Annotated in this window: 24 protein-coding genes and 1 tRNA gene; 14 read left to right on the top strand and 11 right to left on the bottom strand. The window is 62.0% G+C overall.

Annotated features, from left to right (window positions below; genetic code table 11):
- Nucleotides 1-13 precede the first annotated feature (13 nt).
- Together QQ658_RS01245 and QQ658_RS01240 are read left to right on the top strand one after the other, a co-directional pair.
- A complete protein-coding gene (locus QQ658_RS01245; RefSeq protein WP_286025877.1) occupies nt 14-571 on the top strand; it encodes a hypothetical protein in 558 nt (185 codons plus the stop codon).
- Nucleotide 572: 1 nt separating this feature from the next.
- Nucleotides 573-1841 (top strand): tyrosine-type recombinase/integrase, encoded by a 1269-nt coding sequence (locus QQ658_RS01240; RefSeq protein WP_286025876.1) that lies wholly within the window; start codon nt 573-575, stop codon nt 1839-1841.
- A gap of 55 nt (nt 1842-1896) precedes the next feature.
- Here the strand turns inward: QQ658_RS01240 and QQ658_RS01235 are convergent.
- Nucleotides 1897-1975, bottom strand: a tRNA-Gln gene (locus QQ658_RS01235).
- A 207-nt stretch (nt 1976-2182) separates the two neighbouring features.
- Here QQ658_RS01235 and QQ658_RS01230 point away from each other — a divergent pair.
- A complete protein-coding gene (locus QQ658_RS01230) occupies nt 2183-2935 on the top strand; it encodes a TetR/AcrR family transcriptional regulator (protein WP_286025875.1) in 753 nt (250 codons plus the stop codon).
- Between the two features lie 232 nt (nt 2936-3167).
- Here the strand turns inward: QQ658_RS01230 and QQ658_RS01225 are convergent, their stop codons facing one another.
- The 5 genes from QQ658_RS01225 to rsmI form a co-directional block, all read right to left on the bottom strand.
- Nucleotides 3168-3653, bottom strand: a complete 486-nt coding sequence (locus QQ658_RS01225) for a MarR family winged helix-turn-helix transcriptional regulator (protein ID WP_286025874.1) — start codon at nt 3651-3653, stop codon at nt 3168-3170.
- A gap of 39 nt (nt 3654-3692) precedes the next feature.
- Nucleotides 3693-4625: a 4-(cytidine 5'-diphospho)-2-C-methyl-D-erythritol kinase gene (locus QQ658_RS01220; protein WP_286025873.1), complete on the bottom strand. Its 933-nt coding sequence runs from the start codon at nt 4623-4625 to the stop codon at nt 3693-3695.
- A gap of 81 nt (nt 4626-4706) precedes the next feature.
- Nucleotides 4707-5561: a 16S rRNA (adenine(1518)-N(6)/adenine(1519)-N(6))-dimethyltransferase RsmA gene (gene rsmA / locus QQ658_RS01215; RefSeq protein WP_286025872.1), complete on the bottom strand. Its 855-nt coding sequence runs from the start codon at nt 5559-5561 to the stop codon at nt 4707-4709.
- On the bottom strand, nt 5554-6426 hold the full coding sequence (locus QQ658_RS01210; RefSeq protein ID WP_286025871.1) for a TatD family hydrolase: 873 nt from the start codon (nt 6424-6426) through the stop codon (nt 5554-5556). Before QQ658_RS01210 ends, rsmA begins: the two co-directional genes overlap by 8 nt.
- Nucleotides 6423-7301: a 16S rRNA (cytidine(1402)-2'-O)-methyltransferase gene (gene rsmI, locus QQ658_RS01205; protein WP_286025870.1), complete on the bottom strand. Its 879-nt coding sequence runs from the start codon at nt 7299-7301 to the stop codon at nt 6423-6425. The genes QQ658_RS01210 and rsmI overlap by 4 nt, the downstream gene beginning before the upstream one ends.
- Before the next feature lie 149 nt (nt 7302-7450).
- Between rsmI and QQ658_RS01200 the strand changes: the two genes are divergently transcribed.
- From QQ658_RS01200 to QQ658_RS01190, 3 genes are read left to right on the top strand one after another with little or no spacing between them, the layout of a single operon-like run.
- Nucleotides 7451-9010 (top strand): dolichyl-phosphate-mannose--protein mannosyltransferase, encoded by a 1560-nt coding sequence (locus tag QQ658_RS01200; protein ID WP_286027141.1) that lies wholly within the window; start codon nt 7451-7453, stop codon nt 9008-9010.
- Nucleotides 9011-9045: 35 nt separating this feature from the next.
- Nucleotides 9046-9309: a ribbon-helix-helix domain-containing protein gene (locus tag QQ658_RS01195; protein WP_286025869.1), complete on the top strand. Its 264-nt coding sequence runs from the start codon at nt 9046-9048 to the stop codon at nt 9307-9309.
- Entirely contained in the window at nt 9306-9545 is a 240-nt protein-coding gene (locus tag QQ658_RS01190; RefSeq protein WP_286025868.1) for a hypothetical protein, read from the top strand. Before QQ658_RS01195 ends, QQ658_RS01190 begins: the two co-directional genes overlap by 4 nt.
- Here the strand turns inward: QQ658_RS01190 and larA are convergent.
- Nucleotides 9521-10831: a nickel-dependent lactate racemase gene (gene larA / locus QQ658_RS01185; RefSeq protein ID WP_286025867.1), complete on the bottom strand. Its 1311-nt coding sequence runs from the start codon at nt 10829-10831 to the stop codon at nt 9521-9523. The two genes, QQ658_RS01190 and larA, sit on opposite strands and share 25 nt — an antisense overlap.
- Before the next feature lie 124 nt (nt 10832-10955).
- Here larA and QQ658_RS01180 point away from each other — a divergent pair, with 124 nt between their 5' ends.
- The 3 genes from QQ658_RS01180 to QQ658_RS01170 all read left to right on the top strand — a co-directional run bounded on the left by QQ658_RS01180 (nt 10956) and on the right by QQ658_RS01170 (nt 14041).
- On the top strand, nt 10956-12425 hold the full coding sequence (locus tag QQ658_RS01180; RefSeq protein ID WP_286025866.1) for a uracil-xanthine permease family protein: 1470 nt from the start codon (nt 10956-10958) through the stop codon (nt 12423-12425).
- Nucleotides 12426-12500: 75 nt separating this feature from the next.
- Nucleotides 12501-13370 carry an SGNH/GDSL hydrolase family protein gene (locus tag QQ658_RS01175; RefSeq protein WP_286025865.1) on the top strand — a complete coding sequence of 290 codons (870 nt, stop codon included), beginning with the start codon at nt 12501-12503 and terminating at the stop codon, nt 13368-13370.
- Between the two features lie 401 nt (nt 13371-13771).
- A complete protein-coding gene (locus QQ658_RS01170; RefSeq protein ID WP_286025864.1) occupies nt 13772-14041 on the top strand; it encodes a type II toxin-antitoxin system RelB/DinJ family antitoxin in 270 nt (89 codons plus the stop codon).
- A gap of 34 nt (nt 14042-14075) precedes the next feature.
- On the opposite strand, the gene QQ658_RS01165 is transcribed toward QQ658_RS01170, so the two are convergent.
- A complete protein-coding gene (locus tag QQ658_RS01165; protein ID WP_286025863.1) occupies nt 14076-14633 on the bottom strand; it encodes an arsenate reductase/protein-tyrosine-phosphatase family protein in 558 nt (185 codons plus the stop codon).
- Nucleotides 14633-16105, bottom strand: a complete 1473-nt coding sequence (locus QQ658_RS01160; protein WP_286025862.1) for a tyrosine-protein kinase domain-containing protein — start codon at nt 16103-16105, stop codon at nt 14633-14635. Before QQ658_RS01160 ends, QQ658_RS01165 begins: the two co-directional genes overlap by 1 nt.
- A gap of 398 nt (nt 16106-16503) precedes the next feature.
- Here QQ658_RS01160 and QQ658_RS01155 point away from each other — a divergent pair, with 398 nt between their 5' ends.
- From QQ658_RS01155 to QQ658_RS01145, 3 genes are all read left to right on the top strand, one after another.
- A complete protein-coding gene (locus QQ658_RS01155) occupies nt 16504-16731 on the top strand; it encodes a hypothetical protein (RefSeq protein WP_286025861.1) in 228 nt (75 codons plus the stop codon).
- Nucleotides 16728-17054 (top strand): ribbon-helix-helix domain-containing protein, encoded by a 327-nt coding sequence (locus QQ658_RS01150; RefSeq protein ID WP_286025860.1) that lies wholly within the window; start codon nt 16728-16730, stop codon nt 17052-17054. The genes QQ658_RS01155 and QQ658_RS01150 overlap by 4 nt, the downstream gene beginning before the upstream one ends.
- A gap of 249 nt (nt 17055-17303) precedes the next feature.
- Nucleotides 17304-17699 (top strand): helix-turn-helix domain-containing protein, encoded by a 396-nt coding sequence (locus QQ658_RS01145; protein WP_286025859.1) that lies wholly within the window; start codon nt 17304-17306, stop codon nt 17697-17699.
- Nucleotides 17700-18036: 337 nt separating this feature from the next.
- Here the strand turns inward: QQ658_RS01145 and QQ658_RS01140 are convergent, their stop codons facing one another.
- Nucleotides 18037-19062 carry a polysaccharide biosynthesis protein gene (locus QQ658_RS01140; protein WP_286025858.1) on the bottom strand — a complete coding sequence of 342 codons (1026 nt, stop codon included), beginning with the start codon at nt 19060-19062 and terminating at the stop codon, nt 18037-18039.
- 419 nt (nt 19063-19481) lie between these two features.
- Nucleotides 19482-20639 (bottom strand): helix-turn-helix domain-containing protein, encoded by a 1158-nt coding sequence (locus QQ658_RS01135; protein WP_286025857.1) that lies wholly within the window; start codon nt 20637-20639, stop codon nt 19482-19484.
- A 205-nt stretch (nt 20640-20844) separates the two neighbouring features.
- Here QQ658_RS01135 and QQ658_RS01130 point away from each other — a divergent pair, with 205 nt between their 5' ends.
- A complete protein-coding gene (locus QQ658_RS01130) occupies nt 20845-21954 on the top strand; it encodes a polysaccharide biosynthesis C-terminal domain-containing protein (RefSeq protein ID WP_286025856.1) in 1110 nt (369 codons plus the stop codon).
- The gene (gene wecB / locus QQ658_RS01125) at nt 21951-23069 is read left to right on the top strand and encodes a non-hydrolyzing UDP-N-acetylglucosamine 2-epimerase (RefSeq protein WP_286025855.1); all 1119 of its coding nucleotides are present in this window, start codon (nt 21951-21953) and stop codon (nt 23067-23069) included. The genes QQ658_RS01130 and wecB overlap by 4 nt, the downstream gene beginning before the upstream one ends.
- The last annotated feature ends 177 nt before the right edge of the window (nt 23070-23246 follow it).

Here is a 23246-nt window from a genome sequence, read left to right as displayed (position 1 = left end):
AGCAGGATCAGATATGTGGATTTTCACCACGAAGGGTTTCATCTCACTGGTGCAGGATCGTAATGATCACTCCATGCTCCAAGTCCGGGCACGTGATCCCCAGGATCTCCGAGCACTGTTCCCCCATGCCGAGGTAGCCGAGACGCCCGACGCCGACTACCGGTACAGGGCTCGTGTTCCCAGACAGGAAGTGTGTGAGGTGCTCACCGATGCGATCAACGAGATCGACTATGAAAGCCACTTCAAAGAAGCGGCCATCGCCACCGCCGAACGTACCTATAAGCAGCACGCCACCAGGCTCAGGTGGGCGCTCTACCAAGTATGGGAGGCCATGCGCAACCTCCAGGGTGATGAACCCGATTATGGCGAGATGGCAAGAATGGCCCGGGTGTTCCGGGAGCATCCCGAAGGTCCCGACGAGGCTATACGGGTTGCCTACGCCGAAGCCGGTTACCCAGGATCGGGACCCAACGGGCTGGTGACTCCGAACGACGCCTGGAAGATAGCCAACAGGGCATGGCGTGGTGGCTATGACCTCGGCCCCACGGTCGGCCCTTACAAGGAAGCCTGACATGGCCAACGGTCTTTACAGGCGATGCGGCTGCCGTGACGAGAACGGCAGGCAATACGGCAACCTGCCCCAGAAGCCATCTGCCGAGCAGCGAGCCAACGCCTGCCCCAAGATGCTGACCGACCCCAAGCATGGCCGCTGGAGCTACCGCGTCTCGAACGGTTACGATCCGCAGACGGGCAAGCGCCGAGTCATCAATGGCAGGAGCTACCCCACCCTCAAGCAAGCTCAGACGGCATTGAACGCCGACAGGGTAGCCAAGGACCAAGGACGCCTCCGGAAGCCGTCTGAGACGACCCTGGCCGCATACGCGCCTATCTGGCTGGAGCGCCGCACGACGATGGGAGCACGCCCGCTCAAAGCGACGACGGCGGCACAGTACAGGGCATACCTCGTCAATGACATCATCCCCCAGCTGGGGCACGTCAAGATTGCTGAGCTTCGGCGCTCGCACGTACAGAGCTTTGTCGATGATCTGGCCAAGGACGGACGCGGAGCGGTGACGATCAAACGGATCGTGGCCACGCTGCAATCGGTGTTGACCGGCGCAGTCAAGGACGGTCTGATCGAGACGAACATCGCCCGATCGGTTGACACACCAACCGTTCAAAAGGAGACCCGTACGATCTGGAGCCCAGATGACGTGGCAAGGTTCTTCCAAGCCGTGTCAACCGATCGTCTCGGCCCGATGTACGAACTGACCTTGTACGCCGCCCTCCGGCGTGGCGAGGTGTGCGGTCTGCGTTGGGATGACGTGGACTTCACCGAACAGACCCTGACCATCCAACACAATCGGGTGAGGGTTGGAGGTGTGCCGACGGAACAGACTCCCAAGACCGCATCGAGCGCAGCCGTCGTCGCGCTATCGGCCCCGGCACTCGAAGCTCTGAAGGCATGGCGGTTCAGGCAGGATCTCGAACGTCAGGATGCCGGTGACGCCTGGGCGTCCGAAGGGCACGTCTTCACCGATGAACTTGGTGGTGCGCTTGACCCTCAACTGCCCACGTACTGGTTCGGCAAGATCGTCAAAGCTCAGGGACTTCCTCCCATGACCTTCCATGGCCTCAGGCATGTCGCCGCAACCTTGATCTGGGAATCGGGAGCTGACATCTTGCACGTCTCGAAAGCGCTTCGCCATTCCTCCATCGGAGTGACGTCAACGGTCTACACACACATGAAAGAAAGCGAGCAGCGAGCGACCTTCGAGGCCATCGCCAACCAGCTTTCGGAAGCTACTGCACACACATCGCACACACAATCGACCAACTAGCCCAAACAAGAACGCCTAGCGAGACCTTCAAACCCGGTCTCACTAGGCGTTTGAGCTCCCTGGGCAGGAGTCGAACCTGCGTCGCTAGTCCTGATTCAAAGTCAGGCGGGCCCTGCCGGCAGACCAACCAGGGATCGGTTTGGTGCGTGAATGAGACTACCCTACGGCACATCCCGAGGCACAAATCGCCACATCCGGAGGCATCGCCCTCAATAGCCATGTCGCCTTGGCATCTATCTACGACCGAGACCGAATAGCGCCAAGAAGCAGCGCGTCGGCGCGGAATCGCCACGAGCCCGGTCGCGGAAGTCGGCGTCCGAGCGCTGTGAAAGACTGGACGCATGAGTCCGGCTGATTCGCAGCGTGCGCGTCGTGGCCGCAGGCGGATGAGCAGCGCCGAGAGGCGTGAGCAGCTCATTGAGATCGCCCGCGGCCTTTTCGCCGACCGCGGATTCGATGGCACCAGCGTCGAAGAGATCGCGGCCCACGCGGAGGTCAGCAAGCCGGTCGTCTACGAGCATTTCGGTGGCAAGGAAGGTCTCTACGCGGTGGTCGTCGACCGTGAGGTGCGGGCCTTGGAGACCGCCATCCAGCGGGCCTTGGCTACGCCTAACGCCAACTATCGCGAGATCATCGAGAGGGGCACCCTCGCGCTATTGGATTACATCGATGCTTGCCCCGACGGATTCCGCATCATCTCCCGCGACTCGTCCATGGCGACGAGCAAGACCTCATCGGTCGCCAACGCGAGCCCGACTTTTGCGTCCATCTTGTCGGACATCACCGCGCATGTGGCCGATATCTTGGCGTTGCCGCTCACTCGCCGCGGCTACAATCCGCAACTCGGATCTGTGTTCGCTCAGGGTCTGGTCGGTCTGGTCGCCTCGGCGGGCCAGTCGTGGCTCGACCTGCGCGAGCCGCCCAAAGAGGAGCTGGCCGCGCAGTTGGTGAATCTGATCTGGAACGGACTATCGGGCCTACAGCACTCGCCTCGGCTGATCAGTTTGGCGCGCGATCGTCATGCCGAGAATGCCCGGCAGGCGGGCCAGGACGAATCAGACGCGAGGCCACCGGCCAAAGAACTGAGTAAATAGATCCGCACCAGGCCACTTCGCCTTTCGTGCCGTGAAGCAGGCCGACGGTGGTCTGGCATAAGGTCGCGCGGTCGCCGGGCCGACTCATGAGTGACAGGAGCGAGTACCCGACCTCAGCTCGCTGCAGGCAACAGACCGTGCAGAAGTGTGCACTATTTTGCGCACAACCGCAGTGGTCTGTTCACTGCTTCCAACCAGGCCGGCTAAGCCCGGGTCGCGGGGCAGATCGCCGCTATTGCTGGGCGGCCAGTAGGAGGCTCCGCAGTGCGAGCGCCAGATCGTCCTGGTTTCGGCTGTCCAGGTCTGCGAGGATGCGGGCCTCGGCCGACACCAGATCCGCGAGGGCGGCGTCCACCTTTTCGCGGCCGTCATCGGTCAATTGGACGAGCACGCCGCGTCCATCATGCGGGTTCGCCGTCCTGTTCACCAGCCCGCGCGCGTAGAGCCGGTCGACGCGGTTGGTCATGGTCCCCGACGTGACATGGGTCTTGTCGAGCAATTGCCCGGGCGTCAGCTGATAGGGCCTCCCCGAACGCCGAAGCGCCGCGAGCACATCGAACTCCCAGGCCTGCAAACTATGGGCAGCGAACGACTCCGCACGGACGCGGTTCTGCAGCTGGGCAAGGCGGGTTATCCGCGACCAGATCTGCATCGGCTCGACATCCAGATCGGGGCGCTCACGTTGCCAGGCCGCAACCAATTCGTCGACTTCGTCCACATAGGGATTGAATCACAGATAGCCGCGGCCGGACAGATCTCATCCGTCCACTCGCGCCTGGGGGCCGGGCACCGGGCCATGCGCCCGACGCACGTCACGTACCTCGGACGACAAACCCGGCAGCTGCTCGGCCAAACGGTCGGCGGCTGCTGCATCGGTGGCCAAGAACGCGCAGGTCGGGCCCGATCCGCTGACGATTGCCGCGAGGGCACCGGCCGATCGTCCGGCCTCCAACGTGGTAGCCAATTCGGGATAGAGCTCCAAGGCGGCGGCCTGCAGATCGTTGCGCAGCCAGGGTGCGACCCGTTGAGCTTCGCCGGAGCACAAGTCGCGAAGGGCCTCATCGGGAAGCTCGACGTTCGGCCTGATCCGCCCCTGAGCGGCCATGTCATCGAATGTCCGGTAGACCAGCGGGGTCGACAATCCCCGTGGGGCCGTTGCGAAGACCCACTCCAACTGTCCGCCTGCGGGTTGCGGTGCGAGCTTCTCTCCCCGTCCGGTACCCAAGGCGTTGCCGCCATAGACCAGAAACGAGACATCGCTGCCGAGCTCGGCACCGAGTGCCGCAAGCTGATCCAGCGACAGACCCAGCCCCCACAATGCGTTGCAGCCCACCAGCACGGCTGCGGCATCGGCCGATCCCCCGGCCATCCCGCCGGCCATCGGAACATGCTTGTCAATCCGAATATCGGCCCCCAGCCCCGGGGGAGCCTCGGCTCGCTCACGCATCAGCACTGCGGCGCGCATCGCCAGGTTGGTCTGGTCACAGGCAAGAGTTTCGCTGCCCTCGCCGGTCATGGCCAGTCGAATCTGCCCGTCATCTCGGGCGGACAGAGCGACCTCGTCATAGAGCGAGACCGCCTGAAACAGCGTGGCCAGCTCGTGATATCCATCCGCCCGGCGCGGCCCGACACACAACGCGAGGTTCACCTTCGCCGGTACCTCGACAACCAGATCGCTCCTGTCAGGCATCGTCAGCCTCCACCGATTCCCGGGTATCACGGCCTTCGCAGCAGTGAGGGCATTCCAGCAAAGACGAGCTGTCGGGCCCGCTCATCGCTCGTCCTCCCGCAACTGCTCGGCGATCCGGACGAAGTCTTCGATCGGCAGCATCTCTCCGCGAACGGTCGGATCCAGGCCGGCGGCGACGATGGCCTCGGACGCGGCAGCCGACGACCCGAACAGCCCCGACAAGGCCGAACGCAGCATCTTGCGGCGCTGCGCGAACGCCTTGTCGATCACCCGAAAGACCTGCTCACGGGTTGCGGTAGTCGCCGGGGCCGGACGCCTGACAATGCGCACCAGCCCGGAATCCACATTGGGCGCCGGCCAGAACACGGTCGGAGGCACGGTGCCCACGCGCTCAGCCGAGGCATACCACGCGAGTTTGGCGCTCGGCACCCCATAGACCTTCGACCCGGGCGCAGCGACCAGCCGGTCAGCGACCTCGAGTTGCACCATGACCAACCCGGTCCGCCAATCCGGAAAGGTCTCGAGCAGGTGCAGCACCACCGGAACCGCCACGTTGTAGGGCAGATTCGCCACGACAGCCGTCGGGGCCGGGCCGGGCACTTCGCGCACCTGGAGGGCGTCCGCGCTTACCACCCGTAATCGTTCGGCGGCAGCAGGCTGCAGACTCCGCACGGTCTCGGGCAACAGGCGAGCCAGCGCGTCCTCGATCTCAATGACCGTCACCTGGGCCCCGGTTTCCAGCAACCCCAAGGTGAGCGAACCCAGCCCCGGCCCGACCTCGAGCACGACGTCGTCCGAAGTGATACCGGATTTCGCGACGATTCTGCGCACCGTGTTGGCGTCAACCACGAAGTTCTGCCCGCGTTGCTTGGTGGGACGCAGCCCGATCTGATCGGCGAGCCGGCGGATCGTCCGGGGGTCGAGCAACTCAGCCACGAATGCTCACACCCCAGCGTCCACCGAAAGCTGCGGTCGCGTTAACGTCAAGTTGAGTGCAGAACTCGGCGAGATCGGCACCTTTCTGCTCGGCCAGAAATCGAACCGTGTGCGCCATCAGATAGGGCGCGTTCGCCTTGCCCCGGTGCGGGATCGGCGTCAGATAAGGCGCATCGGTCTCGGCGAGGATCCTGTCGAGGGGGACGATCGCGAGCCCCTCGCGCATCTGGTGATTCGCCTTGTAGGTGACGTTTCCAGCAAAGCTCAGCCAGGCGCCGTGGTCGAGGCATCGGCGGGCAAACTCGGCGTCCCCGCTGAAGCAGTGCATGACCACGCGTTCGGGCCAGCCTTCCGCGTCCAGAATGTCGGCGATGTCACCGTGCGCGTCCCGGTCGTGGATGACCAGGGTGAGCCCATATTGTTTGGCGGTGGCGATATGCCGGACGAACATCACTTTCTGGCGCGCGATACCGGACGCGTCACGGGTGCGGAAATAGTCGAGTCCGGTCTCACCCACCGCCCGCACGTGGCGTCCGGCGGATGCGAGAGAGTCGATCACTCGCCAGGCCTGTTCGGCGTCGGCGTCGGACATCCGCGCGGCATCGTTGGGGTGAATGGCCACGGCCGCGACCACCTGTGGGCAGTTCGCGGCGAGGTTCACCGCCCACTGCGAGCTCTGCACGTCACAGCCGATCTGGACGATCCGGTGCACGCCGATCGAAGCGGCGGCCTCGATATTGTCCGCCGTGCGCAGGCCGGAGAACTCCTGCGTGGAGTCGAGATGCGTATGCGAGTCGGTGGTCGGACGCGGCAGTGCCTCCGGCAACTCGGGCAGGCCGAGCCGTTCAATGACAGATTCGCTCACTTCGTCCCCATCTCAGACTCGATCGTCCTGGCTGCGAGCGCCCTCGAATACAGTTCCCGGCGCCTGAGCCCCGTCACCTGAGCAACCTCCGCAACCGCGGCAGAAAGCTTGGTGCCGCCGGCCATCAAGATGTCGACCTGGCCGAGAGCATCGTCCCAACTGGTTGCAATCTCGGGAGCGCCTTGGATGACGAGGGTGATCTCACCCCGCGCCGATTCCCGGGCCCAGGTCACCAACTCCGAAAGCGGCCCGCGGATCACTTCCTCGTAAGGCTTCGTCAACTCACGGCAGATGGCGCCCGGACGATCGGCCCCGAAGGCCGCGCTTGCGTCGGCGAGAAAATCCGCCAACCTGTGCGGAGCTTCGAAGAAGACCATGGTGCGCTGCTCGGCTGCGAGAGTAGCGAGTCGGCGGCGGCGCTCGCCGGGTTTGCGGGGCAGAAAGCCTTCGAAGCAGAACCTGTCGACCGGCAGCCCGCTGATGGCGAGCGCGGTCAGCACCGCAGAGGGCCCCGGAACCGCGGTCACAGGGATACCTGCCTCGATCGCCGCAGTCACCAACCGGTATCCCGGGTCGCTCACCGACGGCATTCCGGCATCGGTCGCCACCAGCACGACCTTGCCGTCCGCCATATCGGCAATCAAGCCGGGCACCCGGGACGCCTCGTTGCCCTCGAAAAAACTGATCACCGAAGCTTCGGTAGTGATGCCGAGTCGCAGGAGCAACGTATGCAGCAACCGGGTGTCCTCCGCGGCGATCACGTCGGCTTCACCCAAGGCCCGAACCAGCGCAGGAGACGCGTCCTGCGCGTCCCCGATCGGAGTGCCGGCCAGCACTAGCCGCCCTTGACCTGGCTGGAACTCGGCTCTGCTCATGCCTGTCAGGGTAGCGGACCTAAGATGGCCGGGTGAGTCTTCCCCTGCCTGACCGGCTGCTCGGTGCGCTGACCCGACTGCCTCAGACGCTGGCCGGGCTGCCCAAGGTGCTGACCGGGCGGGTGCGCGGCACTCATGCCGATCCGCTGCTGCCGACCATCGAACGACTGGACGATGCCGCGATCCTGCGCAAGGACCGGGCGCTCAGCTGGCTGGTGACCATTCTCCTCGGAGCGTTCGCGTTCGCGATCCGCATCGTCAACCTGGCGCGTCCGAACAACCTCGTCTTCGACGAGACCTACTACGCCAAGGATGCCTGGACGCTGCTGCAACTCGGCTACGAGGCAGACTGGCCCAAGGACGCGAACGACCAAGTCGCGGCCGGAATCACCGACATCTACACCAACACCGCATCGTTCGTCGTCCACCCGCAATTGGGTAAGTGGCTGATCGCCGCCGGTGAAGACATCTTCGGCATGAACAGTTTCGGCTGGCGGATCTCGGCGGTGGTCTTCGGCACGATTTTGGTGATGGCGACCATCCGGATGGCCCGCAGGCTCTCCCGCTCCACCCTGGTCGGCGGCATGGCCGGGCTGTTCATCACCGTCGACGGGCTGAGTTTCACGATGAGCCGCATCGCCCTGCTCGACATCTTCGAGGCCACCTTCACGGTGCTGGCGGTGGCCTGTCTGGTAGCAGACCGCGACTGGTTCAGACACAAACTCGCCGACTATCTGCGAAAGCACGACCTGCAAGATCTCGGCGGGTCGTACGGACCCCTATTGCTGTGGCGTCCGTGGCGCTGGGCCGCCGGTTTGATGTTCGGGCTGGCCATCGCCTGCAAATGGAATGCCGTCTATGTGCTGGCGGCGATGGGCATCATGGCCGTCGTCTACGACATCACCTCGCGGCACACCGCCGGGGCGTCCAAGAAAGCGTTCAAGTCGATGCTTCTGGACGCACCACTCGCCTTCATTTCGATGGTCGTCACCGCAGGGCTGGTCTACGTCGCCAGTTGGTGGTCATGGCTGACCACGCCGGGCGGCTGGGGGCGCGACTACGGCGAAAGCCATCCGGACGACTTCTGGGTGCGTCATTTTGGGGACGCGCTGGGCTCGCTTGCCTACTATCACCGCGAAATCTACGGCTTTCATACCGGCGAGTGGATCGCCGAGCAGACACACACTTATGAGGCACATCCGGCGACCTGGTTGTGGATGGGCCGGGTGATCGGCATCGACGCGGTCAACGACATCCAGCCCGGGGTCGACGGCTGCTCTGCCACCGGAGGCGACACCTGCCTGCGGGTCATCTCGGGCGCAGGGACGCCGCTGTTGTGGTGGTTCGCGCTCATTGCCCTGGTGATCGGCCTGGGTTTGTGGTGGCTGGGACGCGACTGGCGGTTCGCGATGCCGATCGTCGCCGGGCTCACTCCGTGGCTGATGTGGTTTCCGAATGCCGATCGTCCGTTGTTCTTCTTCTACGCGATCATGATCATCCCGTTCACCGCGACGGTGCTGGCTATGGTGCTCGGCAAGATCCTCGGCCCCACCGACGGCGGACCAAGACGCAGAAAGGGCGCAATCATCGTCGGGGTGATCGTGCTGGCGATCGTCGCCGACTTCTGGTTCATCTACCCGATCCTCACCGATCAGTTGATGACCAGAACCATGTGGAGCCTGCGCATGTGGTTGCCCGGTTGGATCTAGCCGGATAGGCCTCTTTTTCGTTATACAATAACCTCATGGGAGCAAAAGAGACTATCAATGGCATCCCCGTTACCGAAGAACAAATTGAGGCATGGGCAGCAGAAGCCGAACAGGGCATTGATGTAGCCGCTCTCAAGAAGCGGGGGCGAGGCCGCCCAGGCCGAGGTGCTGAGCCTTCCCAGGTTGTAGCAGTCCGGCTGACATCAGACGAATTGACACTCATTGACGCGCGCGCCCGCGAAGAGAACAAAACTCGTTCCGAGATCATGCGAGAAGCCCTAGCCACATATGCGGCATGAAAGTCCATAAGTCCGCGTTGAAGCACGGTATCAACGCAGAGGACTCCACTTACGCCGCGACTTGGGCATTGTGGATCGACGAGCTCGATGAGGAGTCGCCGGCGCGTCAACTTCGCCTCGGCTTCGACGCTCATGGCCGCCTCCTTGAGACGATCGTCCTCGTCTTTGACAGCGGCAATGAACTTGTTATTCACGCCATGAAGGCCAGGCCTCAAATGCTCGATCTTCTGCCCTGACCTTCTCGCACGTACGGCACCGTGAGCGGCCCCTCGGGCAAGACGCAGACCCGGGCGTCCGGACCGATTCGGGCGCAGAGCTCGCGTACCGTGGCGCCGATGTCCTGAGTCTGGGTCAGGTGGGCCAGCGCGAGCTGCTCGTCCGAGAGATACGAGGTGTGCATGATCACGTTCGCGCCGGACTGGATCTTCGCCTGAATCTGCACCTGCCATTGATCCGGCTCGGTCTCCTCCCGCTCCGAGATATCCGCGAACAATTCCTCCGGCGAGGACGCCGAAGCCAGCACGCCTTTGTACGACCCATGCTCGGGGAATCCGTCGCGGCATTCGGCGGCGCAGATGATCGTGCCGCCCGGTTTCACCACCGAGAATGCGGCCGACATGCCCTTCACTGCCTGGTAGAGATTCTGGTCGAGCGGGTACCCGGAGTTGGTGGTGACGACGATGTCGAAAAGACCATCGACCGGTTCCATCGCGATCTCGCGGGCCACTCTCCGCGCCGCCTCATGCATCGGCAGCAGATCTCCGCAAAACGCCTGGACGATCTTCTTTTCCCGGTTCAAGATCACGTCGAATCCGAAGGTGACGCCGGTTCCGGTGGCGATGGCGCGCACATCCCGGTGTACGGGATTGTCGTCGATGACGCCCCAGGTGGCCTTCGGGTCACCGATCCGGGCCGCGTTGTGCAGGGTCAGCACCGTCTCCAAGGATGCCAGCCCCGGAGCCACCAGCTTCGGCCCGCCACTGAACCCGGCGAAGAAGTGCGGCTCCACAAACCCCGTCGTCACCCGCACGTCGGCCTCGGCCCACAAGGTGTTCAGCCAGACCGGCACGCCGTCACCGAAGGTGCCCATCCAGGTCATCGAATCCGGATTGCGAGCGTCATGGTTGACCACCCGGATATCGGCAGGAAAATCGTCACCGAGCATCTGCCGGATCTCGTCGTCCGTATTGCCGCGATGGGTGCCGGTCGCGACCAGCACCACGATGTCCTCGGGGGCGATGATGCCCTCGACCTCTTCGAGAACCGCCGGGATCATCAGGTCGCGGGGCTGCGGCCTGGTCAGATCGCACATCGAGATCGCCATCGTTTGGCCGGGCCTCACCCTGTCCCGCAACCTGGGCCCAGCAACGGGGTTCGCCAGAACGTCGCGAAGATAGGCCGCCTCGTCACAGACCGCCGCATGGTAGGTCGGCTCGACGACGGTGACGTCCACATCGCCGGGAAGACTGACCGGTAGCCACCCTTGGCCGTAGGCAAGTTCAACATCCACAGTTGATTCCATGAATCCATCCCACCATTGATCGGCAAGAGGCGCGCGATACGGCAACAATCTCGCGTCCGATCGCAGCTGAGTTCGCAGCTTGTAACAAACGCCCCTTAGACTGCCCTGCTGGAAAGGGACGCGAATGGCCATCTGGAAGCTGCACAACAACGGGGTCCTCGGGCCCACCGACGTCGTCAAACCGGACGAGCGGTTGACCTGGGGCAAGACCATCGGGCTGGGCGCCCAGCACGTGGTCGCCATGTTCGGCGCCACCTTCGTCTTCCCGCTGCTGATGGGGCTGAACCCACAGCTCGCGGTGATGATGAGCGGTGTGGCCACCTTGATCTTCCTGGTCGTGGTGAAGAACAAGGTGCCCAGCTATCTGGGCAGCTCGGCCTCGTTCGTGGGTGTCGCCACCGCCATCTACGCCCAGGGCGGCAAACCCGACTCAGTCTCAGGCGCAATGTTCTGGTGCGGTGTCGGCCTGTTCATCGTCGGCCTGATCATCCACTTCATGGGCTCGGGCGTCATTCACAAGGCGCTGCCCCCGGCGGTGACCGGCGCCGTCGTGATGCTGATCGGCTTCAACCTGGCTCCGGTGGTCGCGAAAACCTACTGGCCGCAAGACCAGTGGATCGCACTGATCGTCATGGTTGTGGTGATTTGCCTGTCGGTGGGGCTCAGGGGCTTCGCCGGACGCATCGCCATCTTCCTTTCCCTGATCATCGGCTACATCCTCAGCTGGGTCGCCGACCTGTTGTTCGGGCCGCGCAGCATGGTCGCCGACGACGGCACCATCACCCAGGCACTGCGCGTCGATTGGACGAAGGTCGCCCAGGCCGATTGGATCGGCCTTCCCCCGGTGACCGACCTGGCCAACTGGCAGTACGGCAGCGCCGACAACGTGGTGGGTTTTCACCTTCCCGACTTCAATTTCGCTTTCGCGTTGATCGCGATCCCGGTGCTGATCGCTCTGATCGCCGAGAACACCGGGCACGTCAAGGCCGTCGCCGAGATGACCGACACCAACCTCGACGCCTACATGGGACGCGCGCTCGGCGCCGATGGCGTCACCTCGATGCTGGCCACCTTCGCCGGTGCCGGACCAACCACCACCTATGCGGAGAACATCGGCGTGATGGCCTCCAGCAGGGTTTATTCGACGGCCGCCTACGCGGTGGCGTCGGTAGTGGCAATCCTGTTCGGCTTCTCACCCAAGTTCGGGGCGATCATCTCGGCCACGCCGGGCGGCGTGCTCGGCGGCATCACGGTCGTGCTGTACGGCATGATCGGCCTGCTGGGCGCGAAGATCTGGAAGGAGAATCAGGTCGACTTCGGTAATCCGTTGAACTTGGTGCCGGTGGCAGCGGGCATCATCATCGGCATCGGTGACGTCAGCATCCACTTCACCGAAGACTTCACGCTCGGCGGCATCGCTCTGGGCACCATCGTCACCGTCGTCATGTACCACATCGCCAGGGCATTCGCACCTAAGGAGATGGTCGAGTCGGCCGAGGGCGCGGTGCTGATCGTGGACGCTCCGGGAGCCTACGAATCCGGCAGCATTCCGGCGGTCGGCGGGCCCACAAAGAAGGCGCGTGCGCAGAAGTAGCAAACCTCAAGGGCGCCTCTAGACTCCGGTGATCAGGTGCATGGCGCCAGGTGTTTTCTGGTTAAGATCAACCTCGTGAGTAGTCGGCACCGAGCATTGAACCTGTCGTTGACTGGGTTGGTTGTGCTTGCAGTGGTCACCGCGGTCGTGGCGGTGCTCGCTTTGCTGCAGTATCGGGGCAGCGCCCAGAGCGCCACTCCCGTCACCTCGTCGGCACCGGCGTCCACCGAATCGGAGCCCGCCGATACCCCTGTCTCTCCTCAGGAGACCGAAGCGTCCGAGACCGCTGAACCGACGGCCGCTGAAACCGTCTCGCCCGAGCTCGCCCAGTTCGCCGCAGCGCTCACCGGGGGCGATTCGGTGATGGTCTTCGGCGACGGCACCGGCAATGACGATGGCGAGTGGGTCTCCCTGTGGGCGCAGGATTATCTGGCGAAATCACGCGCCACTGACTATGTGGTTTGGGATCGTGACGCCGCCGTGTGGGGTGCCCCGATGCAGATGAGTTCGTCCGGCAATCCACTGACCGTGTGGAATGCCAGCGTCCGCAGCCCCGAGATCACCACCGAACCTGACCGCGTGGTGCAGGCCTGGCAGCCCGCGAATGCCGTGATACTCAGCTACGGACACGTGCAAACCGCCGATACCATCGCGGGCTACATGCAGTCCATCCTGGACGCCGTCCGCCTGCAGTCACCCGAAGTGCCGGTCGCAGTCGTTTTGCAGAACCCTGACCCGTCGGCGACCGCAGCCCAGCAGGACGCCACAGTCGCCGCCATTGCCGCTTGGGCCGAAGGCCAAGGCCTGGCGATCATCGACGTGCATTCCGGGTTCCCGCAAGACCAGGCGTCCCGCGACAACCTGCTGGAAATCGACGGCACCCCCAACGCCCAAGGCTCCGGAGTTTTCGCCAGCGTCGTGGCCAATTCCATTCCCCTCGGCTAGACAACACATTCCGGAAACAACGAGATACAGCGGAGTCATCGACACGTCTGTCCCTCAGACGGTGAGCCGTCACGGGTTGCGGAGTGCCGGGACGCGGGTCTATTAAAGGATATGCGCATAATCTTTTATAGATCCGCGGTCTGCTAAAGGTTAAGAGCGACTCAGAACGAGCGCGGCGTATCGATGAGACACGCTTCGGCACGATCGGCGAAGCGCTTCACTGTCTGGGAACCGATCGCATCAGCGAAGGTAGGACCCAATTAGAATCACCAGCCGACGGACATGGTGATCACGTTGGCCCTCACCTGCGCCAATATTCGCTGAGGCGCAGCAGGAGTGACCCTCTCCCACAATCGACGGGTAAAGCATATAATCGACTTTGTCACACAAGGAGGGTACAAATGGCAACAATTACTGTACGGGTCGATGAAGAAACGAAGGATCAGGCGACACGCATCGTAGAAGATTGCGGCCTTGACCTGTCCTCCGTCACGCGAGCTTTCTACCGTCAGATGGTCCGAGAAAACCGAATCCCGCTGAACCTCAGTTATCAGGAGCCGAACCCGCAATCTGTCCAGGCGTTGAAGGAGGCGGCGGAAATCCTTGCGTCCGGCAAGTCTCGCTTTGCTGACGCGGACGAAGTATTCGACGCTCTGGGAATCTCGGCATAATCGTGCTGCTCTTGACTGCACGCCGATCGCCAATTCAACTACGCGCCACCGCGACGATCACGTCGACTGCATTGCGGATCATCTCGAACGAGGACGCGTAAACCTCCGCCGACCTGCCGATAGGGTCCGGGATGTCATCGTCGACCACGCCGGCACCCAGCATCCGCCGGGGCGCGGCAAGTGTGATCATCTCCCGCAACCGGTCGGCCACACCAACAGCTTGTATTTCAGGAAAGTCCGGCGAACCCACGATCCGCGCGAACTCCATCAGAGTAAACGCGCGCAGCACTTTCGCCGGCGCCAGCTGCACGGCCTTGGCACGATGATCAACGGTCAATGCCAAGATCAAATCCGCAGCCTTCACCATCGCCGGCGTAATCTGCCGCGCCTCGAACCCGTCCACGGAGGCCCCCGCGCTCTCCACCAGCGGCGCCATCAGTTCAGCGACCGAATGGCCGACGACGGCACCGGTGCCCGCACTCGTGGCGTCAACAGCCGGACCCAACCGCGCAGCAAGCAGTCGCTCGACTGCGGGCGACCGGCAGATATTGCCTGTGCAAACAGCCAGGATACGAACGGGCTCCATCGCCATCACTGCACCGGCTGGGCTTCGCGCTCCGCCCGGCGTCCTGTTTTATGCTCGGCACCGGACGAATACGTACCGCCCGGATTCTTCGTCCGCGTCTTTATCTTGGTCTGGCCGGCCTTCGGCGAATCGGGGCCGTAGGTGTATTCGTACGTGTAGGTCGACGAGTCGCGCTGATTCACCCGGGTGAGCAGCAAGCCCAGTATGCGCGCGTCCACCATGTCCAGCTTCTCCAAGGCGGCATCAAGTTCCGGACGCTTGGCAACCCCGGCTCCCACCACAACCAGGGTGCCGTCCGCAATCCTCGACAGCACGGTGGCATCGGTCACCGGCAGCAGCGGCGGAGCGTCGACGATGACCGTGTCGTAGCGCTTGGACGCGTTCTCGATCAGCTGCTGCATGTGCGGAAGACCGAGCAGCTCGGCAGGGTTCGGCGGCACCGGCCCGGAGGCCAGCACGTCCATCAGCGAATCGCTGGTCGGCTGAATCACCTCGCCGAGTTCTGCCTCGCCGATCAGCACGGTCGTCAGCCCGACGCTCGGCTCGGCATGCAGATATTTAGCAACTGCCGGACGCCGCAAGTCCGCGTCGATCACCAGCACGCGTTCGCCTGCGGCAGCGATCGTGGACGCCACATTGATCGCGGTGGTCGTCTTGCCCTCGCCGGGCACCGACGAGGTGACGACTACCGCTCGCTTGCCCTTATCCAGCCCGAGGAATTGCAGATTCGTGCGGAGGCTGCGGTACGCCTCTGCCCGCGCCGAATGCGGATCGGAGTTGAGAATCAGCGGATAGGCGGCGGCGTTGTCGTCATTGGGCACCTGCCCGATGACGGGAACATCGGTGACACGCTCGATGTCGCGATCGCCGCGAATGCTCTGATTCAGCATGTCGCGCAGGATCGCCTGCCCGGCCCCGATGAGCAGCCCCAGAAGCAGCCCGAGCGCGATGTTCTGCATCGTCTTCGGCGTGGTGGGCGAGGTGGGGATCTGCGCCGGACGAATGATCGTGGCAACGACCGGCTTGGTACCGTCCGCCCCGGGCGGCGTCAGCGCGTCGATCGTCGCGACGAGCTGCTTGCCGATAGCGGTGGCTATTTGAGCTGCCGATTCAGGCGTATCGCCCACTACTGCCATGTCGAGGGTGGCCGTCTTGGTCGGAGCGGTGACCGTCAGATCGTCTGCGAGCGAAGTGGGAGTCGTTTGCAGGCCGAGTTCGTCGATGACCGGCTGCAAGACGATGTCGGTCTTCGCCACTTTCGCGAACGACTGCACCTGACTCTCGGCGTAGGTGGATCCTGAGTTCAAGTCGCCGACCGTCGACACCGAGCTCACCGAGATGAAAATCGAGGTGTTAGATGTGTAGGTGGGCTTCGTAAGCATCGAGAACACCGCAGTGACTAGGACGCCAACAAGCGTGATGGCCGTGATGCTGCGCCAGTATTTGCGCAGAATCCGGAGATAATCGGTCAACTCCATGCCAGGTACTCTCTCCACGACGTAGTGATGACAGAAGCTTATGCGAAGTCAACTGTTCTCACAGAATCGTCCGGCGTTGTGAGCTGTGCTCCACAAGCCGAAATTCCATGCCATAGCCGAGAGCGTCCGGCCTTGACCCAACCTCGCGGACGCTCATGTTGGCCCGCCCATCGAATCCCCCTGAATCTCAGCTACCAGGAACCCAACGCACGATCGGTGGAGGCATTGAACGAGGCAGCTGAAATCCGCAGAGCCGGACAAGGCCGCTTCGAAGATGCCGACGAGGTGTTCGACGCCCTGGAGATTCAGGCCTCGCAGCACTGTCACTTGAATACAGCAGGCACAATTCGTCCCGTTGCGTATTGCCTAGCGCTTGTTATGTGTGACACAATTGCCATATGGGGCCGGTACGGATCACGAGCACCGCCCGCAAACACAAATTATCGAACCGCCGGATCCGCGAAGCCCTTGCAACATCCGTATTCATCGAAATGGACGGCGACATGGCCATCTATCAAGGAACCGACATCACCGGCCTCGACATCGAACTCGGGATCGTCAAAGACGATCGAGGCCCCGGATACGCCGTTGTTCACGCAATGCCCATGAAATGGAGGAACCGATGACCAGCAAGCGGCTCCCCGAAGGATGGCCCACCACATTTGGGCCCGAAGTAACCGTGCAGGATATCGACCTCGACAAAGAAGAATTCGTTGTCGGTGGCCGTCGGCTGACCACCGAACGTGCCAATGAGCTAGCCGAACACGCAGAGCGCCGCAGCGGACGGCCCTCACTGAGTGGAGGCCGCAGACACTCACCCGCCCTGAACCTGCGCGTCTCCCAAACCGACCGGGACCGGCTGGACGAGGTAGCAGCAGCACAAGGCCGACGAGCCTCAGATGTCGCCCGAGATGCGCTGCGGGAATACCTGGAACGCCATGCGTCATGAAACGAGTCGCTGTAGCCGGCACGAGGACCTGCTGGGCACAGATGTCGACCTCGTACCCCGAGACTCGATCAAGCCGAGAGTCCGCGAGCATGCACGACCAGACCTGATCCCACTATGGGCCGTTCCGGATGACGATGCCCAATCATCTGCACTTCACGCTCAGGCCACGTTGCCCACTTGCGGATCAGCCCGATGATGACGTAGTGTCATCTGTGACATTTGTGCCACCTATGACGTTTGGGACATGCTATGAAGACCCTCGACACTGCGAACGTACCCAGCGACCAGTTGGACGACCTTGAGCGCTACGCGGCATCCATCGCTCCTGAACTAGGTGACTTTTTGCGAGAACTCTTGGGGCCCATGCGTAGCGGAGACGAAATCATCATCAGTGATGACTCCGCAACCCTCACTCCTAATCAGGCCGCTGAACGCCTTGGCATGAGCCGAACTCATATCTACAAGCTACTCGACCGAGGACAAATTGCTTTCGATCGAGTCGGGCGCGACCGCCGCATTCCCATAAACGAACTCATCAAGTTCGAGGAACAACGCCAACACGATCGCCGCGAACTCGCCGAGCGCTTCGCACACCAGAATCAGACGACTGCTTCTGCAACCGACGAACTTGCAGATCTGCTCTAACCTTTTCGCGTCTGGCCAGGCAGACCACTCACGCATCAGGCAGGATTGGCCCAGTTAATGCCCACCTGCCCGGAATGCGAACAAAGACTCGCAAGATTGCCAGCATTATGACGCTTGTCCGGTGAGGGAGGGCTTCCTCAATAGCGCGTAGCGCATGTCTGCGCCGGGCGACCGCCCCGTCTGCCGGTATCGTCACGATCTACTCCCCAACCGCCTCTGACCTTGTCGACCGTGAACTCGTACGGTTACAGGTCGATGTCTCCAGCTGAGTCAGTAATTCCGGCTCTCTGACGAAGATGCTCTCTGGCGCTGCCCCGGGGCAAAGCGGCTGGCCCCCTCACTCTTGGCGTCCGACGACCCCGGCCAGCTCTTGACGCACATAGTCCACCGTGAGCAGCTTGTCGATCGTGCCTTGAAGATCCAACCGCTCTGTGTTCTCGGACGTATACGAGACCCGCTCGACGATGTGTTCCCCTTCTTCGACGTACTTCCCGTAGTTGAGATCACGATTATCCGCCGGCACCCGGAAGTAATGCCCCATGTCCTCGGCCTTGGCCAACTCTTCCTCGGTCATCAAGGTCTCGTGCATCTTCTCCCCATGGCGATGCCCGATCACCCGCACCTCGCCCTCCGGTGCGAACAACTGCTTCACAGCCTCAGCCAGCGTCCCAATCGTGCTCGCCGGCGCCTTCTGCACGAACAGATCCCCCGTGTTCCCGTGCTCAAACGCGAACACCACCAGATCGACTGCCTCGTCCAGGTTCATCAAGAACCGAGTCATCTCGGGATCGGTCACCGTCAACGGCTCGCCGGCCCGCAACTGATCAACGAACAACGGAATCACCGAGCCCCGCGAAGCCATCACGTTGCCATAACGCGTGCAACAAATCACCGTCCGCTTCGGATCAGCGGTACGCGACTTCGCCGTGATCACGTGCTCCATCATCGCCTTCGAAATACCCATCGCATTGATCGGGTAGGCCGCCTTATCCGTCGACAGACAGACCACGCGTCCGACCCCTTCGTCGATCGCAGCCGTCAGCAGATTGTCGGTGCCGATCACATTCGTGCGCACAGCCTCCATCGGGAAGAACTCGCACGACGGCACCTGCTTGAGCGCCGCAGCATGAAAGACAAAATCGACTCCACGCACAGCCTCACGCACCGCCTGCAGATTCCGCACGTCACCGATATAGAACTTCAGCTTGTCGCTCGCGTAATGCTTACGCATGTCGTCCTGCTTCTTCTCGTCACGAGAGAAGATCCGGATCTCCGCGATGTCAGATTCCAAGAAACGGCGCAAGACCGCGTTCCCGAATGATCCTGTTCCCCCGGTAATCAGCAGTTTCTTGTTCTCGAACACGCGAATCACTTTCTTCGATTGATGCTGGGGTAGGCCAGCTCTTAGCCGCTCCGCTCATATCCTGCCATGCCGTCTCCCCTGGTAAACCCCGGCACTGCGTTGGTGATATATCCGGTCTTCCCATCGTTTACCGACGACCGACAGCTCATGTCCTACGGAAGAAGCCCCTGCTCATATGCCCATGTGAAGAGGCTCTCGCCTGAGGAGATGGGAAGATACATTCCGGTGCTGACCAGATCATCCACGACCATCGCCGCGCGGCTTCGACACCAGCACCCCGCAAGGATGGCCCACCACACCTGGACCGCTACGCGTCCTGAAGAAGAACGGGACCGTGCTAGCCGTTGTGCTAGCCACGGACGCGGCGACCCTGCTACCTACACAAAACAGATCCTGCTAACTGATCAGCAGAATGCCTGCTATTTGTCTAGTAGCCCTCCGGCTATTTGTACAGTAGAGGGGCGTTTCCGGGTATGCTCGTGACCAGCAAAAGACCGGCGAAGATCCTCGACAGAACCGCCACTACGCTCGGGAAGCTGATCAGCATTGAGCGTGCCGCGCAACAGCTCGATCGATCGATCGGCTGTCAACCGCTCACTCAAGTAGGCGTTGATAACCGCAGCCGTGAACGCAGGCGAAAGATAGGGCGCGCCCAGCTCTTCTGTCCATGCAAGCCCAAGCCGCAGATACTCCCCGCGTCGCGGCTCATGTTCGCTCAGATTTCGATGCTGGTCACCGTCAATCAACTCAAGATTTCGCAGCTGGCTGACGGCAGCCGACCAACTCAGTCGAAATTCTGCTCCTACCGCCAGCGCTCGATCACGAATCCCCCACTCCTGATGCTCGTTCCAGACCAGAGTTACACCCGCCCGAGGGGCGAGGAAATGGATAGCAAAAGAGTTGATCATCTGCTCGCTATTTACCGATACTTCAGAATCGTACGCATCCCCGAAGATCCAATGCCCAAGCTCGTGCGCCAACGTCATACGCCGACGACCGGACGGAACATCGCCATTCACGACCGCCGCACCGACCGCACCCGATGCAGATTCGACCTCCACGCAGCCACCGTCCGCGCCTTGTTCACCGAGCGCCGCCGCATAGGTGTACAGGCCCAATTCCTCGGACGCTTGGCCTAGATCGATAATCGACCCCGACCCCAGAGAGGTAAGAGACCGGGCCTTGATGGCTGCATTCTCTGCATCAGCATGACTCTGCGGAGAATGCAGAACTATTCGTTCTCGCGCCGACAACAAGCTCTGTGCCAGCAACGCCCGAACATCCGAAGCGAACTGCTCCAGCTCCACGTCAACCTGCCGAGTAGTCGCGTGAGCATGCACCATGTCCCTGCGACGACTCACCACTGCGGGCACCGGATCGGCAACGAAGTACGCCACCGGGTGGCCCAAGACTTCTGCGATCTGCACCAATTCAGAGACATTGAGCTTTCGGTCACCGTTCTCCAGCCGCGAAATTGCCGAGCGATCAAGCCCAACGGCTCTGCCCAGCCCCTCTTGCGTCATCCCACAGTCATCCCGGGCCTGGGCAATCCGCTGACCGAGCAACACCTTGTCCATGCGTGTGATTATCACACACTTACATGTATTAGCGAATAGTTCCGAGCGGGCAAGACTAGCGAGAGCCCTCCTGCCCAAAGCAGCTGTCGTCTCTCGCCCGATCCCTAACCAGGCAGATCAGAGATCAGGTATTGCGCGAAGCACAGCCGTCTCCCCTGGTAAACCCCGGTCCGGCAAGCGTGATATTCACAGCTAGTATGAGCGCATGCACCTCCTGATCACGGGAGGTGCCGGCTTCTTGGGTTGGCACCTCCGCGCACGGTTGCGCGCCACGACCAAGCACACCTTCACCGTGCTTGATCAGGCGAATTGGTCCGATCTCGACAAAGAGATCGCTCGCGCCGATGCCGTCATTCATCTCGCCGGCATCAATCGCGCGTCCGATACCGAACTTATCCAAGGCAATCGCGCACTCGCCGAGGCGGTGATCGAAGCAGCCGACCGTCAAGGCGTGCGGCCTCGTATCGTCTACGCGAATTCGATTCAGGCCGGCAACGAGACTCCCTACGGCACGGGCAAGCTTGCCGCCGCCGAGGCGTTCGAATCTGCGTCCAACCGCTGGGGCAGCCCATTCGTCAACGTCATGCTGCCGAATCTTTTCGGCGAGTACGGACGCCCCGGTTACAACTCGTTCGTCGCCACGTTTGTCGCGCGCGTCATCGACGGCGACGCCCCTACCATCGACGATCGTCCGATCAGTCTCTTGCATGCTCAGCTGGCAGCCCAGGTGTTCATCGATGCTCTCGAGGGCCCCGCTCGCACCGAGCGTCCCGAAGGTGCGGCGACAAGCGTGCAAACGATCTGGGACGATCTGTGCCGCTTCCACCAGACCTACAGCCAGGCCGGCGAGATACCCGAACTGAACACCCCATTCGAGATCGCTTTGTTCAACACTTACCGGTCAGCACTGTTTCCCGATCACTACCCCATTACTCTCGCCCGGCATAGCGACGAGAGAGGCTGGCTCGTCGAAGTCGCCCGCTGGGCGTCCGGGCAGGGCCAGACCTTTGTCTCGTCGACCAATCCTGGCTTCACCCGCGGCGAGCATTATCATCTGCGCAAGATCGAGCGCTTTGTCGTCATCCGTGGTCAAGCCCGCATCGCGCTGCGCAAGGTGGATACCGACGAGATCGTGGCGTTCGATGTGAATGGGGACGAGCCGCAGATCATCGACATGCCGACGGGTTGGATTCACAACATCACGAACACCGGCGACAGCGAAGTGATCACGCAGTTTTGGGTCAACGAGACCTTCAACCCTGATGACCCGGACACCTTCTGGGAGCCCGTCAACCTCGATAAGGAACGTGCATGACGAAGATCATGACGGTGGTCGGCACCCGGCCCGAGATCATCCGCCTATCCGAAGTGATCAAGCGCCTCGACGCCACTGTCGATCACGTGTTGGTGCACACCGGGCAGAACTACGACTACGAGCTCAACGAGGTCTTCTTCAAAGATCTGGGCCTGCGCAAACCCGACCACTTTCTCAACGTTGACACCAGCAGTCTCGGAGCGGTGCTCGGTGGTGTGCTCAGCGGAGTGGAGAAAGTGCTCATCGCCGAAAGGCCGGACGCCGTAGTCGTGCTGGGCGACACCAATAGCTGCATCGCAGCACTGATGGCTCGCCGTATGCGGATTCCCGTCTACCACATGGAGGCCGGCAACCGCTGCTTCGACCAGAACGTGCCCGAAGAGACCAACCGGCGCATGGTCGATCACATTTCCGATTTCAACCTCGTCTACACCGAGCACGCCCGGCGCAATCTACTGCGCGAAGGCATTCACCCCAGGACGATCCTGCTCACCGGGTCCCCGATGTTCGAGGTGCTCCAGGCACAGCGTGCCGCGATCGATGCCTCAACCGTGGTCGCAGATCTCGGCCTGGAATCGGGCAAGTTCTTCCTGGTCAGTGCGCATCGCGAAGAGAACGTGGACAGTCCTGAGCGGCTGCACGCGTTGTTGGACTGCCTCACCGCCGTCGTCGAGCAATTCGGCCTGCCAGTGCTGGTATCCACGCATCCTCGCACCCGCAAGCGTCTCGAGGCACTTGGACGCGAGATCCCCGGCGTCACCTTCCACAAACCACTTGGCTTTCACGATTACAACAAGCTGCAGCTCGAATCATTCTGCGTGCTGTCAGATTCCGGCACCATCGCCGAGGAATCAACCATGCTTGGCTTCCACGCAGTCACATTGCGGGATTCCATCGAACGCCCCGAAGCCCTGGATGCCGGCACCACCATGATGACCGGGCTCGATCCCGAAAACGTAGTTGAAGGTGTCCGATACGTCACCTCGCAGCCACTTTCGCAGACGCATTTGCCACAGGAATACTTCATTCCGGATTGCAGTCATCGCGCAGTTTCGTTCATTCTCGGGACGCATCGCCGCTATGAACAGTGGGGAGGATTGCGGAACCAACGATAACCGACCGAAAACCACAAATGGCGCGAACCTGAACGCTTCAAATCGTCACCCTATCCCGACTCCTTAATCCGGCAACATCACCCAGCAAAACTGAATACAGTAATTCGACGTAAATCTCATCGACCCACCAATGCGTACTAAGCGCCGACAGGCCAAGGCCTCCTAAGACACTCTCAT

It is taken from the genome of Propionimicrobium sp. PCR01-08-3, from assembly GCF_030286045.1.
Taxonomy (GTDB): domain Bacteria; phylum Actinomycetota; class Actinomycetes; order Propionibacteriales; family Propionibacteriaceae; genus Brooklawnia.
The sequence above is the reverse complement of the archived record's forward strand: the minus strand, read 5'-3'. Positions and strand labels throughout refer to the sequence as shown.

What these genes read in the sequence shown, in the direction of transcription:
- rsmI (WP_286025870.1), bottom strand. Translation starts at nt 7,301, where the DNA reads ATGAGCAGAGCCGAGTTCCAGCCAGGTCAAGGGCGGCTAGTGCTGGCC.
- QQ658_RS01240 (WP_286025876.1), top strand. Translation starts at nt 573, where the DNA reads ATGGCCAACGGTCTTTACAGGCGATGCGGCTGCCGTGACGAGAACGGC.
- QQ658_RS01145 (WP_286025859.1), top strand. Translation starts at nt 17,304, where the DNA reads ATGAAGACCCTCGACACTGCGAACGTACCCAGCGACCAGTTGGACGAC.
- QQ658_RS01130 (WP_286025856.1), top strand. Translation starts at nt 20,845, where the DNA reads ATGCACCTCCTGATCACGGGAGGTGCCGGCTTCTTGGGTTGGCACCTC.
- QQ658_RS01190 (WP_286025868.1), top strand. Translation starts at nt 9,306, where the DNA reads ATGAAAGTCCATAAGTCCGCGTTGAAGCACGGTATCAACGCAGAGGAC.
- QQ658_RS01160 (WP_286025862.1), bottom strand. Translation starts at nt 16,105, where the DNA reads ATGGAGTTGACCGATTATCTCCGGATTCTGCGCAAATACTGGCGCAGC.
- wecB (WP_286025855.1), top strand. Translation starts at nt 21,951, where the DNA reads ATGACGAAGATCATGACGGTGGTCGGCACCCGGCCCGAGATCATCCGC.
- QQ658_RS01195 (WP_286025869.1), top strand. Translation starts at nt 9,046, where the DNA reads ATGGGAGCAAAAGAGACTATCAATGGCATCCCCGTTACCGAAGAACAA.
- QQ658_RS01245 (WP_286025877.1), top strand. Translation starts at nt 14, where the DNA reads ATGTGGATTTTCACCACGAAGGGTTTCATCTCACTGGTGCAGGATCGT.
- QQ658_RS01150 (WP_286025860.1), top strand. Translation starts at nt 16,728, where the DNA reads ATGACCAGCAAGCGGCTCCCCGAAGGATGGCCCACCACATTTGGGCCC.
- QQ658_RS01180 (WP_286025866.1), top strand. Translation starts at nt 10,956, where the DNA reads ATGGCCATCTGGAAGCTGCACAACAACGGGGTCCTCGGGCCCACCGAC.
- QQ658_RS01230 (WP_286025875.1), top strand. Translation starts at nt 2,183, where the DNA reads ATGAGTCCGGCTGATTCGCAGCGTGCGCGTCGTGGCCGCAGGCGGATG.
- QQ658_RS01220 (WP_286025873.1), bottom strand. Translation starts at nt 4,625, where the DNA reads ATGCCTGACAGGAGCGATCTGGTTGTCGAGGTACCGGCGAAGGTGAAC.
- QQ658_RS01155 (WP_286025861.1), top strand. Translation starts at nt 16,504, where the DNA reads ATGGGGCCGGTACGGATCACGAGCACCGCCCGCAAACACAAATTATCG.
- QQ658_RS01165 (WP_286025863.1), bottom strand. Translation starts at nt 14,633, where the DNA reads ATGGCGATGGAGCCCGTTCGTATCCTGGCTGTTTGCACAGGCAATATC.
- QQ658_RS01170 (WP_286025864.1), top strand. Translation starts at nt 13,772, where the DNA reads ATGGCAACAATTACTGTACGGGTCGATGAAGAAACGAAGGATCAGGCG.
- QQ658_RS01135 (WP_286025857.1), bottom strand. Translation starts at nt 20,639, where the DNA reads ATGGACAAGGTGTTGCTCGGTCAGCGGATTGCCCAGGCCCGGGATGAC.
- larA (WP_286025867.1), bottom strand. Translation starts at nt 10,831, where the DNA reads ATGGAATCAACTGTGGATGTTGAACTTGCCTACGGCCAAGGGTGGCTA.